20 protein-coding genes are annotated in these 14,723 nt (G+C 72.4%); 9 read left to right on the top strand and 11 right to left on the bottom strand.

All coding sequences use genetic code 11. The features are described from left to right. Positions 1-6: 6 nt before the first annotated feature. Positions 7-1,296 carry an anthranilate synthase component I family protein gene (locus tag JSQ78_RS01365; protein WP_211448799.1) on the bottom strand — a complete coding sequence of 430 codons (1,290 nt, stop codon included), beginning with the start codon at positions 1,294-1,296 and terminating at the stop codon, positions 7-9. 12 nt (positions 1,297-1,308) lie between these two features. Between JSQ78_RS01365 and JSQ78_RS01360 the strand changes: the two genes are divergently transcribed. Together JSQ78_RS01360 and JSQ78_RS01355 are read left to right on the top strand one after the other, a co-directional pair. Next, positions 1,309-2,085: an aminotransferase class IV gene (locus JSQ78_RS01360; protein WP_211448797.1), complete on the top strand. Its 777-nt coding sequence runs from the start codon at positions 1,309-1,311 to the stop codon at positions 2,083-2,085. Beyond that, on the top strand, positions 2,082-2,768 hold the full coding sequence (locus JSQ78_RS01355; protein ID WP_502756128.1) for a DedA family protein: 687 nt from the start codon (positions 2,082-2,084) through the stop codon (positions 2,766-2,768). The genes JSQ78_RS01360 and JSQ78_RS01355 overlap by 4 nt, the downstream gene beginning before the upstream one ends. Positions 2,769-2,771: 3 nt before the next feature. Here the strand turns inward: JSQ78_RS01355 and JSQ78_RS01350 are convergent, their stop codons facing one another. Next, on the bottom strand, positions 2,772-3,416 hold the full coding sequence (locus JSQ78_RS01350) for a TetR/AcrR family transcriptional regulator (RefSeq protein WP_211448795.1): 645 nt from the start codon (positions 3,414-3,416) through the stop codon (positions 2,772-2,774). A 49-nt stretch (positions 3,417-3,465) separates the two neighbouring features. Between JSQ78_RS01350 and JSQ78_RS01345 the strand changes: the two genes are divergently transcribed. From JSQ78_RS01345 to JSQ78_RS01330, 4 genes are all read left to right on the top strand, one after another. After that, entirely contained in the window at positions 3,466-4,158 is a 693-nt protein-coding gene (locus JSQ78_RS01345; protein WP_211448793.1) for an SOS response-associated peptidase, read from the top strand. 35 nt (positions 4,159-4,193) lie between these two features. Beyond that, positions 4,194-5,231, top strand: coding sequence for an App1 family protein phosphatidate phosphatase (locus JSQ78_RS01340; RefSeq protein WP_211448791.1), 1,038 nt, complete (start codon positions 4,194-4,196; stop codon positions 5,229-5,231). Then, positions 5,228-5,662 (top strand): NUDIX hydrolase, encoded by a 435-nt coding sequence (locus tag JSQ78_RS01335; protein WP_211448789.1) that lies wholly within the window; start codon positions 5,228-5,230, stop codon positions 5,660-5,662. The genes JSQ78_RS01340 and JSQ78_RS01335 overlap by 4 nt, the downstream gene beginning before the upstream one ends. A gap of 170 nt (positions 5,663-5,832) precedes the next feature. Further along, a complete protein-coding gene (locus JSQ78_RS01330; RefSeq protein ID WP_211448787.1) occupies positions 5,833-6,027 on the top strand; it encodes a hypothetical protein in 195 nt (64 codons plus the stop codon). Here JSQ78_RS01330 and JSQ78_RS01325 read toward each other — a convergent pair. After that, on the bottom strand, positions 6,024-6,638 hold the full coding sequence (locus JSQ78_RS01325; RefSeq protein ID WP_211448785.1) for a DUF8185 domain-containing protein: 615 nt from the start codon (positions 6,636-6,638) through the stop codon (positions 6,024-6,026). The two genes, JSQ78_RS01330 and JSQ78_RS01325, sit on opposite strands and share 4 nt — an antisense overlap. Positions 6,639-6,678: 40 nt before the next feature. On the opposite strand from JSQ78_RS01325, the gene JSQ78_RS01320 reads away from it, so the two are divergent. Together JSQ78_RS01320 and JSQ78_RS01315 are read left to right on the top strand one after the other, a co-directional pair. Continuing rightward, positions 6,679-7,563 carry an acyl-CoA thioesterase gene (locus tag JSQ78_RS01320; RefSeq protein ID WP_211448783.1) on the top strand — a complete coding sequence of 295 codons (885 nt, stop codon included), beginning with the start codon at positions 6,679-6,681 and terminating at the stop codon, positions 7,561-7,563. Further along, entirely contained in the window at positions 7,563-8,138 is a 576-nt protein-coding gene (locus JSQ78_RS01315; RefSeq protein WP_211448781.1) for a GNAT family N-acetyltransferase, read from the top strand. The genes JSQ78_RS01320 and JSQ78_RS01315 overlap by 1 nt, the downstream gene beginning before the upstream one ends. A gap of 57 nt (positions 8,139-8,195) precedes the next feature. On the opposite strand, the gene JSQ78_RS01310 is transcribed toward JSQ78_RS01315, so the two are convergent. From JSQ78_RS01310 to msrA, 7 genes are all read right to left on the bottom strand, one after another. Continuing rightward, positions 8,196-9,749: a CoA-acylating methylmalonate-semialdehyde dehydrogenase gene (locus JSQ78_RS01310; RefSeq protein WP_211448779.1), complete on the bottom strand. Its 1,554-nt coding sequence runs from the start codon at positions 9,747-9,749 to the stop codon at positions 8,196-8,198. A 51-nt stretch (positions 9,750-9,800) separates the two neighbouring features. Beyond that, entirely contained in the window at positions 9,801-10,256 is a 456-nt protein-coding gene (locus JSQ78_RS01305; RefSeq protein WP_211448777.1) for an acyl-CoA thioesterase, read from the bottom strand. Continuing rightward, complete coding sequence (gene ettA / locus JSQ78_RS01300; protein ID WP_211448775.1) at positions 10,256-11,938, bottom strand: energy-dependent translational throttle protein EttA; 1,683 nt, start codon at positions 11,936-11,938, stop codon at positions 10,256-10,258. The genes JSQ78_RS01305 and ettA overlap by 1 nt, the downstream gene beginning before the upstream one ends. Before the next feature lie 4 nt (positions 11,939-11,942). Beyond that, positions 11,943-12,359, bottom strand: coding sequence for a DUF6993 domain-containing protein (locus tag JSQ78_RS01295; protein ID WP_211448773.1), 417 nt, complete (start codon positions 12,357-12,359; stop codon positions 11,943-11,945). A 77-nt stretch (positions 12,360-12,436) separates the two neighbouring features. Next, a complete protein-coding gene (locus JSQ78_RS01290) occupies positions 12,437-12,586 on the bottom strand; it encodes a hypothetical protein (protein ID WP_211448771.1) in 150 nt (49 codons plus the stop codon). 72 nt (positions 12,587-12,658) lie between these two features. Continuing rightward, the gene (locus JSQ78_RS01285) at positions 12,659-13,156 is read right to left on the bottom strand and encodes a single-stranded DNA-binding protein (RefSeq protein ID WP_211448770.1); all 498 of its coding nucleotides are present in this window, start codon (positions 13,154-13,156) and stop codon (positions 12,659-12,661) included. A gap of 67 nt (positions 13,157-13,223) precedes the next feature. Next, entirely contained in the window at positions 13,224-13,748 is a 525-nt protein-coding gene (gene msrA, locus JSQ78_RS01280) for a peptide-methionine (S)-S-oxide reductase MsrA (RefSeq protein ID WP_211448769.1), read from the bottom strand. An 84-nt stretch (positions 13,749-13,832) separates the two neighbouring features. Here msrA and JSQ78_RS01275 point away from each other — a divergent pair, with 84 nt between their 5' ends. Beyond that, complete coding sequence (locus JSQ78_RS01275; RefSeq protein ID WP_211448768.1) at positions 13,833-14,084, top strand: hypothetical protein; 252 nt, start codon at positions 13,833-13,835, stop codon at positions 14,082-14,084. 69 nt (positions 14,085-14,153) lie between these two features. Here JSQ78_RS01275 and JSQ78_RS01270 read toward each other — a convergent pair whose 3' ends face one another. Then, the gene (locus JSQ78_RS01270) at positions 14,154-14,714 is read right to left on the bottom strand and encodes a YceI family protein (RefSeq protein ID WP_211448767.1); all 561 of its coding nucleotides are present in this window, start codon (positions 14,712-14,714) and stop codon (positions 14,154-14,156) included. Positions 14,715-14,723: the final 9 nt, after the last annotated feature.

Here is a 14,723-nt window from a genome sequence, read left to right as displayed (position 1 = left end):
GGAGCCTCAGCCCGGCACGAGCGACGCGAGCATCGCCGCGGCCTTGACGTGCAGCTCCTCGACCTCGAACGCCGGCTCCGAGAGGGCCGTCACTCCCCCGCCGACGCCGATGTGGGCGCCCGCGGCGTCGGCGACGACGGACCGGATGACCATCGCGAGCTGGCACGTCTCGCCCGCGACGATCCCGAAGCATCCGCTGTAGATGCCGCGCGGGGCGCCCTCGAGGTCGTGCAGCAGCTCGACCGTGCGGCGCTTCGGAGCGCCGGTCATCGAGCCAGCGGGGAACAGCGCTCGGACGGCGTCGAGCGGGTCGAGGCCGGGCAGCAGGCGGGAGCGCACGGTCGAGACGAGCTGGTGCACCGTCGGAAACGTCTCGACGGCGAGCAGGCCTGCGACGTCGACCGAGCCGGGCGCCGAGACCCGCTGCAGGTCGTTGCGGCACAGGTCGACGATCATGACGTTCTCGGCGCGCTCCTTCTCGCTCTCGAAGAGCTCGCGCGCGAGCGCCTCGTCGTCATCGGTGCCCCGGCGGCGCGTGCCCTTGATCGGGCGAGTGGTGGCGACACCGCCCTCGACGCGCAAGAAGGTCTCTGGGCTCGCGCTCGAGACCGTGACGCCGCCGATGCGGAGCAGCCCGCCATGGTGCACCGGACTCGCGGCGCGCAGCCGCGCGTGGGTCGCGACCATGTCGAGCGGCGGCGCCTCGATCGCTGTCGTGAGGCACAGCACGTAGGAGTCGCCGTCGCGGATGTGGTCGCGGCAGCGCTCGACCTTCGCGGCGTAGGCGGCGTCGTCGTCGCGCCAGCGGAGGCTCGACGGATCGATGCGCGCGCGCGAGGGCGCGCGCCCGGGCGGCACTTCCGCGAGCGCCCACGCCTCGCCGCTCCGCGACTGCAGCTGCGCCTGGCCGCCCGAGACGACGACCCAGCGGTCGAGCAGCAGCCACGCCGCCTCGGGGAAGCGCCCCGGCGCGGGCTCGAGCCCGAGCATCCGCACTCCCGCCTCGAAGCCGAGCCAGCCGACCCACGCGCCCGGCGTCGCCGCCCCCGCCGCCTCGAGCGCCTCGAGCGCGTCGCCCTCGATGCGGCGGCCATCGAGCGACGCGCGGCCGTCCTCGACGAGCAGCACGTGCGCTCCGGTGCCGATCACGTGGTCGCCGCTCGACGAGGAGTCGAGCCAGACGACGTCGCCGCCGGCAGCCTCGAGCGCGGCGAACGCCGACTCGGGCGAGACGTCGGCCGGGAGCGACCAGCGAGCGCCGAGGTGCGGCAGCAAGTGCGCAGAGGTCGCTGGCATAGGGTGCATCCTATGAGCGCCGAGCACCCCGTCCGCGCCTGGACAGCGGGTGGCTTCGAGCCCGTCGACGAGCCGATCGGCGCGACGCTCGCGGCCGATTCGTGGCTCGTCGTCGACGGCCGCGTGCTCGCGTGGCAGCGGCACCAGCTGCGGTTCGCGGATGCGGTGGCGGAGGCGGGCGGGGATCGTCTCGACGCGATGGCGGCCGTCAGGAGCGCCGTCGGACTCGCGCCCGCTGAGGGCCGCTGGTCGCCGCGCGTCGACCTCACCCCGGCCGGCATCCGGCTGCGGATGCGGCCGGCCCCGCCGCCGAGCGACAGGGTCGAGGTCGTCACCGCGTCGCGCGATCCCCGCCGCGAGCCGCTGCGGAAGGGCCCCGACCTCGAGGCGATGCAGACGCTGCTCGAGGAGGAGTCGGCGAGGGTCGGCCGCGACGTCGAGCCGATCCTGTGCTCGGACGGCTGCGTCGCCGAGGCATCCCGGTCGGCGCTGCTGTGGTGGCAGGACGGTGTCCTGCACGTGCCGGCCCCGCGCATCCGCCGCATGGCCTCCGTGACCGCCGCGGTGATCGAGGAGGTCGCCGCCCTCGACGGCGTGGAGGTGCGGCGCGTCGCAGCGCACCCGGAGGAGCTCGAGGGCGCCGAGGTGTGGCTCGCGAACGCGCTGCGCGGCATCCGCGGCGTCGCGGCGTGGGTCGGCGGGCCGCAGCTCGCCGCACCGTCCCGCGTCGGCTCGTGGCGGGAGCGGCTCGAGGGGCTCCGCACTCCGGTGATGGCGGGCCGCTCGTGATCGATGACGTCATCGACGTCGTGCTCGAGACGGTCGGCTCGATCGACCCGTGGCTGCGCACCCTGCTCGCGTTCCTCGCGATGGCGCTCGAGACGAGCGTGCTGCTCGGGCTCTTCGTGCCGGGCGACACGGTCGTCATCATCGCCGCCCTCGCGGTCGAGGACTGGCCGTGGTGGCTCGCCCTCATCGCCGCGACGGTGCTCGGGGCGATCGCGGGCGAGTCGATCGGCTTCGCGATCGGGCGCTGGCTCGGCCCATCGATCGATCGGTGGCTCGCGCGCCGCTGGCCGGCGGCGTCGAAGCGCTGGCGCCGCACCGAGCGGTACCTCGCGCGGCGCGGCGGCATCGCGATCTTCCTCTCGCGCTTCCTCCCGGTCGCGCACTCGCTCGTGCCGCTCATCGTCGGCGCCTCGCCGATGTCCTACCGGCGGTTCCTCGCCTGGACGATCCCCGCGTGCGTGCTGTGGGCGACGGCCTACGCGAGCGCCGGCTGGGCGGCCGGCGGCAGCTATCGCGAGCTCGCCGACGACCTGCACGGCGCGGGCTACGTGCTCGTCGGGCTGATCGTGGCCTTCCTCCTCGTCGTGTGGGGCGTCAAGCAGCTCGTCTCGCGGGTCGAGGCACGGCACATGCGCGAGGACGACGAGGAGCGCGCCGAAGGGCAGCGCCCACAGGAGCGATAGGCGCTACGCGCCCTCGGCGAGCTGCGGCAGCGCCGCGACGATGTGCTCGCGCATGACGCGCACGCCGACCTCGAGGTAGCGCGGGTCGCCGTCGGGGTCGTGCAGGAACGCGTAGGTCACGAGCGCGTCGAGCGCCCCGATCGCGAGCTCGAGCGCCTGGCGCTGCTCGTCGTCGAGCTCGATCTCCCAGCGCTCGCGGAAGTGCGCGGCCATGTCGTCGACGAAGGTCGGGGCGACGGGCGGCCGCTCGGAGGGGCCGAGGTCGAGCCCCTCGCCGCCGCGGAGCGAGCGGAACGACGGCACCGTGCGGAACGTCTCGACCATCGCGGCCACGACCGCCTCGATCGTCGCCATGAGCGAGGGATGCTCGGCGAGCAGCACGCGCTCGATCGCGAGCCGGATGCGCTCGAGGTTGCGCTCGGCGAGCGCGACGAGCACCGCGACGCGGTCGGGGAAGTAGCGGTAGACGGTGCCGATCGAGGCGCCGGCGCGCTCGGCGACGAGCGCGGTCGTGAGGTGCTCGATGCCGTGGTCGACGACGACCGCCGCCGCGGCGTCGAGGAGCGCCTCGATGCGCAGCGCCGCGCGCGCCTGCACCGGCTCGTGGCGCACCGTGACGGAGGATCCGCTGCCCGGGCGATCGTTCATGCGCCCATCCTCTCGCACGAGGGGCCCGAGCGGTGGGAGCATGTCGGACATGTGTGGACGCTACGTCATGGCGACGCCCGCGACCGACCTCGTGGCCCTCTTCGAGGTCGACGAGCAGGGCGAGATCCCCGCGGCGAACTGGAACATCCCGCCGACGACGACGGTGCCGATCGTCGTCGAGCCTGCCCCGCGCGACGACTCGCCGCCCATCCGGCGGCTCGAGCCCGCTCGCTGGGGCCTCGTGCCGTCGTGGGCCGACGACGTCTCGGTCGGCTCGCGCGCGTTCAACGCGCGCGCCGAGAGCGCCGCGTCGAAGCCGATGTTCCGCGACGCCGTCCGCGAGCGCCGCGCGCTCGTGCCTGCCGACGGCTGGTTCGAGTGGCAGAAGCGGGGCGAGTCGAAGACGCCCTTCTACATCCACGACGACCGCCCGCTGAGCTTCGCCGGCCTCTACGCCTGGTGGAAGCAGCCCGACGGCTCATGGCTGCTCTCGACGACGATCCTCACGACGGCGGCGACGGGTGCGCTCGCCGAGATCCACGAGCGCATGCCGGTCGTCGTCTCCCCCGAGATGCGGGATGCGTGGCTCGACCCGGACGAGGACGGCGAGGCCGCGCTCGGGGCCGTCGTCGCCGAGGCGGGCTCGGTCGCCGAGTCGCTCGCGATGCACGAGGTCGATCGACGCGTCGGGAGCGTGCGCGAGGAGGGCCCGTCGCTCATCGAGCCGGTGCCGAGTCGGTAGGGTCGATCCCGACCGAGTCGCGGGAGGAGCCGCCCATGGATGAGCTGGTGCCGCTCGCCCGCATCCCCGAGCCGATCAAGCACGTCGCGGCGCGCGTGGAGGACTGGGTGCACGAGCACCGCGAGGCCGGGGCGCTGCGATCCGGCCGCATGCCCGCGATCGTCACCTACCCCGGCTACGGCGGCGAGGGCTGGGTGCGCGTGCTCGCGCGCGTGCTGCTCGTCGAGCCCGGCGGTGAGCGCGGCGCGCTCTACGAGAACGTGCGCGGCTGGCGCTCGTTCACGTCGCTCGCACTCAACGACGTCGACGTGATGATCGAGGCGGGCGGCGAGCGCCACGTCGTGACCGCCGATCGCGGCGGCCTCGTCGACGCTCGCGTGCCGATGCAGCTCGAGCCCGGCTGGCGCGAGGTGACCGTCTCCGTCGCGGGCAGCGCGCCCGTCACGGCGCCCGTGTTCGTCGTCGATCCCGCCACGCGCTTCGGCGTGGTGAGCGACATCGACGACACCGTGATGGTGACGTCGCTGCCGCGCCCGCTCCTCGCCGCCTGGAACGCGTTCGTGCTCGATGAGCACGCGCGCTCCCCCGTGCCGGGCATGGCGGTGCTCTACGAGCGCATCGCGCAGCGACACCCCGGGAGCCCCTTCATCTACCTCTCGACCGGCGCCTGGAACGCGGCGCCGGCGCTCACGCGCTTCCTCTCCCGCAACCTCTACCCCGCCGGCAGCATGCTGCTGACGGACTGGGGCCCCACCCCCGACCGCTTCTTCCGCTCCGGCAAGGAGCACAAGCGCGCGCAGCTGCGGCGGCTCGCCCGCGAGCTGCCGCACGTGCGGTGGCTGCTGGTCGGCGATGACGGCCAGCACGACGAGGAGCTCTACGGCGAGTTCGCGAGCGCCCACCCCGAGCACGTGCGCGCGGTCGCCATCCGCGAGCTCTCGGCGCAGGAGGCGGTGCTCGCCGGTGGCCGCAAGCACGCCGACACGCGCTCGATGCACCCGTGGGTGTGGTCGTCGAACGGCGGTGGGCTCGCGAAGGAGCTCGGCGCCATCCCCGAGCTCGACATCCTGTGAGCCCGGCTTCGCCCGACCGCATCCGCCCGATCGCGATCGCGCTCATCCGCGACGCCGCCGGCCGCCTGCTCGTGACGAGCACCGACGATCCCGTCACCGGTCGCACGTTCGTCCGGCCGCCGGGCGGCGGCATCGAGCCGGGCGAGCGCGCGACCGACACCATCGTGCGCGAGCTCGACGAGGAGCTCGGCCTCGCGGTCGAGTCGCCCCGGCTCCTCGGCGTCATCGAGCACGTCTTCGACTTCGCCGGGCACACCCTGCACGAGCACGTCTTCGTGCTCGCGGTCGAGGCGGCGGCGGATGCGGTGCTCCCCTCGGTCACGGATGCGGGCCACCCGCTGTGGTGGCTCCCCGTGGACCGCTTCAAGGACCCGGCGCTCGACCTCGTGCCTGCGGGACTGCTGCGGTACGTCGAGAGCCACCCGCACTAGCGCTTCCCATCGACCTCGAGGCGGCCTCGCTGCCCCCTGCCGAGCGCGTACTCCTGGTCGAGCAGATCCGCGCGCATCTGCTCGACGCGCTCGCAGACGGAGCGGACGCCGGCGATGCGGTCGCGCGCGTCGGCCAGCTGCGCGCTCGGCCGCTGCTCGTGGCGCGGCTCGTGACCGGTTGCACCATGCTCGCACTCGGCTCGCTGTGCTGCGCGCTGAGCGGGCTGATGCTCGCGATGACCGGGAACCCGCGATCCGCGCTCATCCTCGTGCTCGGCCTCGCGGCAGCGGCAGCAGGCGTCGTGCTGCTCGTGTCGACCGCGCGGGTGCTGCGCTCGCACGCCGCCCCGTCCGCGGTCGGCTAGCGCGCGAGCACCTCGCCGGCGCGGGCCGACGCGCGCGTCCAGCCGCCGGCAGCGGTCACGCGCACGGGGGCGTCGCCGAGGAAGCGCATCGCGACGAGCGCTGCCGCCTGGCCCGCGGTGAGGCCGCTCGGGTCCACCGGCCGCGCCCACACCGCTCGCTCCGCGCGTCGACGCACCGCCTCGCCGGGCGACGTCGGCAGCGCCGCCTCGACATCGGCGGCGGCCTGTGCGGCGAGCGCGCGGATCGTCTCGGGCGAGACATCGCCCGCGTGCGCCCACCCCGACCGAGGCGGTGAGACGGCGGCCCACGCGGGCCGGGTCACCGCATCCGGGATCTCCACATCCGCGCCGTCGCGAAGCGCATCGCGGAGCGCCGGCAGCGGCACGACGCCGTCGAAGCGCGCCGGCTCACGCATGCGCGACGCTCGCGCGACCAGGATCGTGGGCCCCGAGTCGAGGAGTCCGGCAGCCGCCGCCATGGGCGTCGTGAGGAGCGCGACGTCGCCGTCGGCGACGAGTCGCACCGTGCCGTCGCCGAACACGGCGGCGCGATCGAGCAGCAGGACGAGGTCGGCGCGCGCCCGTTCGTCGAGGGCGAGGATGGCGTGCATGCGCTCCCTAGACTAGGCGGCAGACCCCGAGAGGAACCGAATGAGCGAGCGCATCCGCATCCTGCTGGAGACCCTGGACCTCGTCGACACCGGTGCCCGCACGGACGAGGACATCTTCACCGGCACGAGCCACCCGATGCCGCTCGGCAGGGTCTTCGGCGGACAGGTGATGGCGCAAGCCGTGGTCGCGGCGCAGCGGACGATCGCCGAGGACCGGTTCATCCACTCGGTGCACGGCTACTTCGTGCGGCCCGGCGACGTCGAGCTGCCGATCACCTTCGCGGTCGATCGCATCCACGACGGCCGATCGTTCTCGACGCGGCGCGTGCAGGCCTACCAGCACGGGCTGCCGATCATGTCGATGATCTCGTCGTTCCAGGACGTCGACCCCGGCCCGAGCTCGCAGCACCCGATGCCCGAGGGACTGCCGTCGCCCGAGGACCTGCCCTCCTCGGATGATCTGCTCGCGCCGTTCGCCGAGAACCCCTCGGCGCGAGCCGTGATCGCGCGGCCCTTCGACATCCGCCACGTCGAGGGGCCCGTCTACCTGCCGGACCCCTCGCGCCCGCGGCACGGCAAGCAGCACGTCTGGATCAAGGCGAAGGACCGCCTCCCCGACGACGACGCCCTGCATCGCGCGGCGCTCGCCTACCTCTCCGACTACGCGATCCTCGAACCGATCGTCCGCATGCACGGCGCCGCGTGGTCGACGCCGGGCCTCAAGGCCGCGAGCCTCGACCACGCCGTGTGGTGGCACCGTCGCGCGCGAGTCGACGAGTGGCTGCTGCTCGAGCTCGAGACGAGCTCCTCCGGCGGCGGCCGCGGGCTCGGCCACGGCCTCGTCTACAAGGCCGACGGCACGCACGTCGCGACGATCGCGCAAGAGGGGATGGTGCGCGTGCCGACCGAGGAGCAGCAGCACTGATGCCGGTGCGGCCGATCGCGCCCGCAGAGGCGATGCGCACGCTGCGCGCGGTGCTGCCGCTGCGCACCGAGCGGCTGCTGCTGCGCACGCTCTCCCCCGCCGACCTCGACGCGGTGCGCGGCTACCGGAACGCACCCGGCCAGCGCCGCTGGACCTACAACCGCGACCAGACCGAGGCCGAGCTCATGGCCTGGACGTCGGGCGGCGCGCCCGTCTTCCTGCGCGACGGCGACGCCGCACAGCTGGGCATCGAGCTCGACGGGGTGCTCGTCGGCGATCTCATGCTGCGCATCACGAGCCTCGGCAGCCGGCAGGCAGAGCTCGGCTGGATGATCGCGGCCGAGCAGCAGGGCAAGGGCATCGCGACCGAGGCCGCGCGCGCGGCGCTCGAGCTCGCCTTCGCGATGGGCGCGCACCGCGTCATCGCCCACCTCGACGAGCAGAACGCCGGCTCGCGGAAGGTCGCGGAGCGGCTCGGCATGCAGCTCGAGGGGCGCTTCGTCGACGACGAGGTCAACCCCGCGACGGGCGAGCTCGGCACGTCGCTGATCTTCGCGGTGCGGCGCGCCACGTAGGAGTCGAAGCAGGTGAAGGCGGAAGCCCGGAAGGGCCTCCGCCTTCACCTGCCGCGTTCAGTCGTGCTGTGGGAACCCGAGGTTGAGCCCGCCGTGGCTCGGGTCGAGCCAGCGGCTCGTGACGACCTTCTCGCGCGAGTAGAACTCGAACGCGTGCTTGCCGTAGGCCTTGCCCTGCCCGAAGATCGAGCGCTTCCAGCCCCCGAACGAGTGGTACCCGACCGGCACGGGGATCGGCACGTTGATGCCGACCATGCCGACCTGCACCTCGTTCTGGAACCGCCGCGCGGCGCCGCCGTCGTTCGTGAAGATCGCGGTGCCGTTGCCGTAGGGGTTCGAGTTGATGAGCTCGAGCCCCTCCTCGTAGGTCGAGACGCGCACGATCGAGAGCACCGGGCCGAAGATCTCCTCCTTGTAGGCGGCGGAGTCGGTGGGCACGTTGTCGATGAGCGTGGGCTTCAGCCAGAAGCCGTTGGGGTCACCGTCGACCTCGGGGTCGCGACCGTCAACGACGAGCGAGGCGCCGTCGTCGGCGGCGGTCTGGATGTAGCCGGCGACCTTGTCGCGGTGCTGCCCCGTGATGAGCGGCCCCATGTCGTTGTCGCGCGTGCCGTCGCCCGTGCGGATCGACGCCATCTTCTCCTTGATCTTGGCGGCGAGCTCGTCGGCGATCGAGTCGATCGCGACGACGACCGAGATCGCCATGCAGCGCTCGCCCGCGGAGCCGAAGCCCGCGTTGACAGCCGCGTCGGCGGTGACGTCGAGGTCGGCGTCGGGCAGCACGAGCATGTGGTTCTTCGCGCCGCCGAGGGCCTGCACGCGCTTGCCGTGCTTCGAGCCGGTCTCATAGACGTACTCGGCGATCGGCGTCGAGCCGACGAACGAGATGGCCTGGACGTCGGGATGCGTCAGCAGGGTGTCGACGGCCTCCTTGCCACCGTGCACGACGTTGAGCACGCCGTCGGGCAGCCCAGCCTCCTGGAAGAGCTCGGCGATGAAGACCGAGGCCGATGGGTCCTTCTCGCTCGGCTTGATGACGACGGCGTTGCCCGCGGCGAGCGCGACCGGCGCGAACCACAGCGGGATCATCGCCGGGAAGTTGAACGGGCTGATGATGCCGACGACGCCGAGGGGCTGGCGCAGCGAGTAGACGTCGACGCCGGTCGAGGCGTTCTCGGAGTACTCGCCCTTCGTCAGCAGCGGGAAGGCGGTCGCGAGCTCGACGACCTCGATGCCGCGCGCGATCTCGCCGAGTGCGTCGGAGTGCACCTTGCCGTGCTCGCGCGTGACGATCGCGGCGAGCTCATCCTTGCGCGAGACGATGAGCTCGCGGAAGCGGAACATGATCGCCTGGCGCTTCGCGATCGAGAGGTCGCGCCACGCGGGGAACGCCGCGCTCGCGGCGGCGATCGCCTCGCCGACCTCGTCGGCGCCGGCGAGCGGCACTTGGGAGACGGGCGTGCCGAGGGCCGGGTTGAAGACGGGCGCCGTCTCACCGGCTCCCTGTCGACGCTGCCCGTCGATGAAGTGCGGGATGCGGTCGGGGCCGCTCGGGTCGTCCCTCACCTCGTCGGTGATCTGCTCCTCGGGCTCGACGGCAGTGTCGGTCATGGGGCTCCTCCTCGGGTCGCGACGTTGCCCCTCCAGCCTATCGGCGGCGCGTCAGCGACGGCGGAACGCGATCGGCTCCTCGAGGTACGGCTCCCAGGCCTCGCGCTCCGCGCTCGTGAGCCGGCGCGGCCGGCCCGTGGACGCATCCAGCATCACCACCGTCGTCGTCGCCCGCGCGTACAGCTCGGCGCGGTCGGGCGAGCGCACCTCGTAGCAGAGCAGCATGCTCGCGCCGCCCATGTGCCCGATCCACGTGTCGACGATGATCGGCTCGCGGTGGTGTGGGATCTGGCCGAGGTACTCCGCCTCCTGGCGGGCGATCACCGTGATGCTCGTCGCCCCGTGGCCGGCGTCGATGATGGCCGTCGACGGCGAGCCCTCGGGCCCGCCGGCCCAGAAGGCGGCGACGCGCGCCTCCTCGAGGAGCGTCAGCAGCGATGCGTTGTTGACGTGCCCGTAGGCATCGAGGTCCGACCAGCGGACCGTCACCGGCACCGCGAGTCGCATCAGTCCCTCGTGAGCTTCCGGTAGGCCGAGCGGTGCGGCTTCGCGGCGTCGGGACCGAGGCGCTCGATCTTGTTCTGCTCGTACGCCTCGAAGTTGCCCTCGAACCAGTGCCAGTTCGCGGGCTCCTCGTCGGTGCCCTCGTAGGCGAGGATGTGCGTCGCGATGCGGTCGAGGAACCACCGGTCGTGCGTGATGACGACGGCGCAGCCGGGGAACTCGAGCAGGGCGTTCTCGAGGCTGCCGAGCGTCTCGATGTCGAGGTCGTTCGTGGGCTCGTCGAGCAGCAGCAGGTTGCCGCCCTGCTTGAGCGTGAGCGCGAGGTTCAGGCGGTTGCGCTCACCGCCGGAGAGCACGCCCGCCTTCTTCTGCTGGTCGGGACCCTTGAAGCCGAACTGCGAGACGTAGGCGCGCGAGGGGATCTCGACGTTGCCGACCTGGATGTAGTCGAGGCCGTCGGAGACGACCTCCCACAGGTTCTTGTTCGGGTCGATGTTGGCGCGGCCCTGGTCGACGTAGCTGAGCTTGACCGTCTCGCCGATCTTGAGCGAGCCGCCGTCGAGCGGCTCGAGCCCCACGATCGTCTTGAACAGCGTCGTCTTGCCCACGCCGTTCGGGCCGATGACGCCGACGATGCCGTTGCGCGGCAGCGTGAACGAGAGTCCGTCGATCAGCTGGCGGTCGTCGAAGCCCTTCTCGAGGTCGTTCGCCTCGAGGACGATCGAGCCGAGGCGCGGGCCCGGCGGGATCTGGATCTCCTCGAAGTCGAGCTTCCTGGTGCGCTCGGCCTCGGCGGCCATCTCCTCGTAGCGCGCGAGGCGCGCCTTCGACTTCGCCTGGCGGCCCTTCGCGTTGGAGCGCACCCAGTCGAGCTCCTCCGAGAGGCGCTTGGCGAGCTTCGCGTCCTTCTTGCCCTGCACCTGCAGGCGCTCGGCCTTCTTCTCGAGGTAGGTCGAGTAGTTGCCCTCGTAGGGGTAGAGGCGGCCGCGGTCGACCTCGCAGATCCAGCCCGCGACGTGGTCGAGGAAGTAGCGGTCGTGCGTGACGGCCATGACGGCGCCGGGGTACTTCGCGAGGTGCTGCTCGAGCCACAGCACGCTCTCGGCGTCGAGGTGGTTGGTGGGCTCGTCGAGCAGCAGCAGGTCGGGCTTCTCGAGCAGCAGCTTGCAGAGCGCGACGCGGCGGCGCTCACCGCCCGAGAGGTTCGTGACGGGCCAGTCGCCCGGCGGGCAGCGTAGCGCGTCCATCGCCTGCTCGAGCTGCGAGTCGAGGTCCCACGCGTCGGCGGCGTCGATCTCCTCCTGCAGCGTGCCCATCTCGGCCATGAGCGCGTCGAAGTCGGCGTCGGGATTCGCCATCTCGGCGGAGATCTCGTTGAACCGCGTGATCTTCGCGGTCAGGTGGCCGAAGGCCTCCTGCACGTTCTCGAGCACCGTCTTCGACTCGTCGAGCTCCGGCTCCTGCATCAGGATGCCGACGGAGTAGCCCGGCGTGAGCTTCGCGTCGCCGTTCGAGGGCGTGTCGAGGCCGGCGATGATCTTCAGGATCGTCGACTTCCCCGCACCGTTGGGCCCGACGACGCCGATCTTCGCGCCCGGCAGGATCGCGGTCGTGACGTCGTCGAGGATCACCTTGTCGCCCACCGTCTTGCGGGCGCGCACCATGGAGAAGATGTACTCGGCCATGCCCTCAGTCTACGGTGACGATCTCGCCCACGAGGCACCGGCCGCCGCCGAGGGCGTCGGCGCGCAGCGCATTCGCCTCGCCCTCGCCGACCTGGCCGAGGAGGCACGACTCCCCCTGCCGCACCGCGATCTCGAGGAACGTGACCGGCTCGCCGAGCGAGTCGAGCTCGCGCGTGCGCTCGATCGCGGAGCGCTCGAAGCCAGCAGCCTCGACGGCAGCGACGAGCGCGTGGGGATCGGCGGGCGAGTGCCCCTCGAGCGCTGCGCGGAACGCGTCGACCTCGGGATCGGTCTCGACGTCGACGTCCGCGCTGCGACCCGCGTCGGATGCTGACGGCGCCGGCGACGGCGACGGCGCATCGGCGGCGCAGCCGACGAGCGCGAGGACGCCGACGAGCGCGACTGCCGTGAGCTGGCGCACGCGCCCTCCTCCGATGCGTGACGGGACGCGGCCAGTCTAGGGCGGCGGCCGCTCGCGGCCCCGTTCCCCGCGCGGGCTCAGAGCGCGGCGCCCCTGCCGCGCCGCACGCGGCCCGCGAGCGAGACGACGACCTTCGCGAGCACGGCGCTGACCGCATCGATCGCGAGCAGGAACGCGGTGGCGATCGCGAAGACCAGCACCAGGAAGACGATCATCAGCCATTCCATCGGTGGACCTCCTCGCCCCTCGGGTCATCGTCACGCTATCCGGCCGCGGCGCCGCGCACCAGGGATGCCGGCTCAGAACGGCGTCTCGCTGCCGATGACCGGTGCGCCCCACTGCTCGCCGCCCGCGCCCGCGAGCGCGGGCTCCTGCGGCTCGAGTGGCGACGGCTCCATCGGATCGAGCGAGGCGCCCGGCTGCTCGGCCGCGCGCTGCTCCGCGTCGTCGCGGGGGCGCCGCTCGCGCGACGTGGGGCTCACGCGCATCGAGTGCCCGATGTGGTCGGCGCGGATCTTCACGCTCGTCCCGCGGCGCTCGCCCGACTCCCACTGGTCGACCTTGAGGCGGCCGAGCACCACGACCACGTCGCCCTTGCGGACCGACGTGATGACGTTCCGCGCGAAGCCGCCCCAGGCCTCGACGGTGAACCAGTTGGTGTGGGCATCGACCCAGTCGTCGCCGTCCTTGCGACGGGACTTGCAGCCGATGCGGAACTCGGCGACCTGGTCGCCGGCGACGGACTTCAGGATGGGGTCGGTGCCGATGGACCCGACCACGGAGATTGCTTCGCTCATGCGGGCGAGGATGCACCGGCGAGCGCAGGCGACGAGCGCCTCGACGCGCGGCCTGTGGAGAACCGCGTCAGGCGCGCAGGTACTCCGCGAAGCCGGCGCGGATCTTGTTGACCTTCGGTGCCGCCACTGCGAGGCAGTAGCCCTGCGTCGGGTTCTTCGCGAAGAAGTCCTGGTGGTGGTCCTCGGCGTCGTAGAAGTCGCCGAGCGGCTCGAGCGTCGTGACGATCTCTCCCGGCCACCACTCGGCGGCGCGGGCGATCGCGGTCTCGAAGCGCTCGCGCTCGGCCTCGTCGCGGTAGAACATCGCCGAGCGGTACTGCGTGCCGATGTCGTTGCCCTGGCGGTTGAGCTGTCGCGGGTCGTGCATCGTGAAGAACATGTCGAGCACGACCTCGGTCGGCAGCCGCTCCTCGTCGTAGATGACCTTCACGGCCTCAGCGTGACCCGTCGCCCCCGTGCACACGAGCTCGTAGCTCGGGTGCGCCACCGACCCGCCCGTGTAGCCCGAGACGACGTCGTCGACGCCGTCGACGACGCGATAGGCGGCGTCGAGGCACCAGAAGCAACCACCGGCGAGCACGATCTCCTGCATGCCGCCAGCGTAGCGGCGGCGGCTGTGCGATCCCGATGTCGGTGGCCGCTCGTAGCGTCGCAGGCAGGAAGGAAGGAGCACGCCATGGCCATCATGTCGACCGCCCAGCGGCGCGACGCCCCGCACGCGCCGCACGTCGCGACCAAGCGCGTGCGCGACGACCTCTGGAGGGTGGTCAGCGCATCCGGCCTCGCCCTCGGCTACATCGCCCGCGTCGGCGCGGCGACCGGGCCCGCGTTCGAGGCGCGTCGCCTGCTGCCCGGCGGCACCGCGATGCTGCCGATCGGCCAGTGCTGGTCGCTCGACGACGCGCTCGCGTGCTTCACCGGCCCATGATCCACTGCCGAGACGACGAGGGCGGGGCCGAGGCTCTCGCCCCGGCCCCGCCCCCGCTCGCGGTGCGGATCAGGCGCTGACGGGCGCCTGCTGGATCGCGGAGATCTCGATCTCGATGTCGACCTCGTCGGAGAGCATGACGCCGCCGGTCTCGATCGCGACGTTCCAGCTGATGCCGAAGTCGGAGCGCTTGATGCGCGTGCGGGCCGACGCGCCCGCGCGGGTGTTGCCCCACGTGTCGGGGCCGATGCCGCCGAACTCGACGAGCAGCGCGACGCGCTTCGTCACGCCGCGGAGCGTCAGGTCGCCGTCGACGTAGAGGTCGTCGCCCTCGACGCGTCCGCTGGTCGAGACGAACGTCCACTCCGGGTGCTCCTCGATCGCGAAGAAGTCGTTGGAGCGCAGGTGCTGGTCGCGGTCGGCGTTCTTCGTGTTGATCGTCGACGGGTCGACGGTCGCCGTGATCGTCGACTCCTCGGGGTTCTCAGCGAGCACGATCGTGCCCTCGAGGCCCTCGATCTCGCCGCGGACCTTCGCGACCATCATGTGGCGGACGGAGAAGGTGACGTTCGAGTGCGAGCCGTCGATGACGTAGGTGCCGGGCTGGTAGCCGGGGAAGTTCTGCAGCATGGGTGCCTT

Source organism: Agrococcus sp. Marseille-Q4369 (assembly GCF_018308945.1).
Taxonomy (GTDB): domain Bacteria; phylum Actinomycetota; class Actinomycetes; order Actinomycetales; family Microbacteriaceae; genus Agrococcus.
This window is presented reverse-complemented; position numbering and strand designations above follow the sequence as displayed.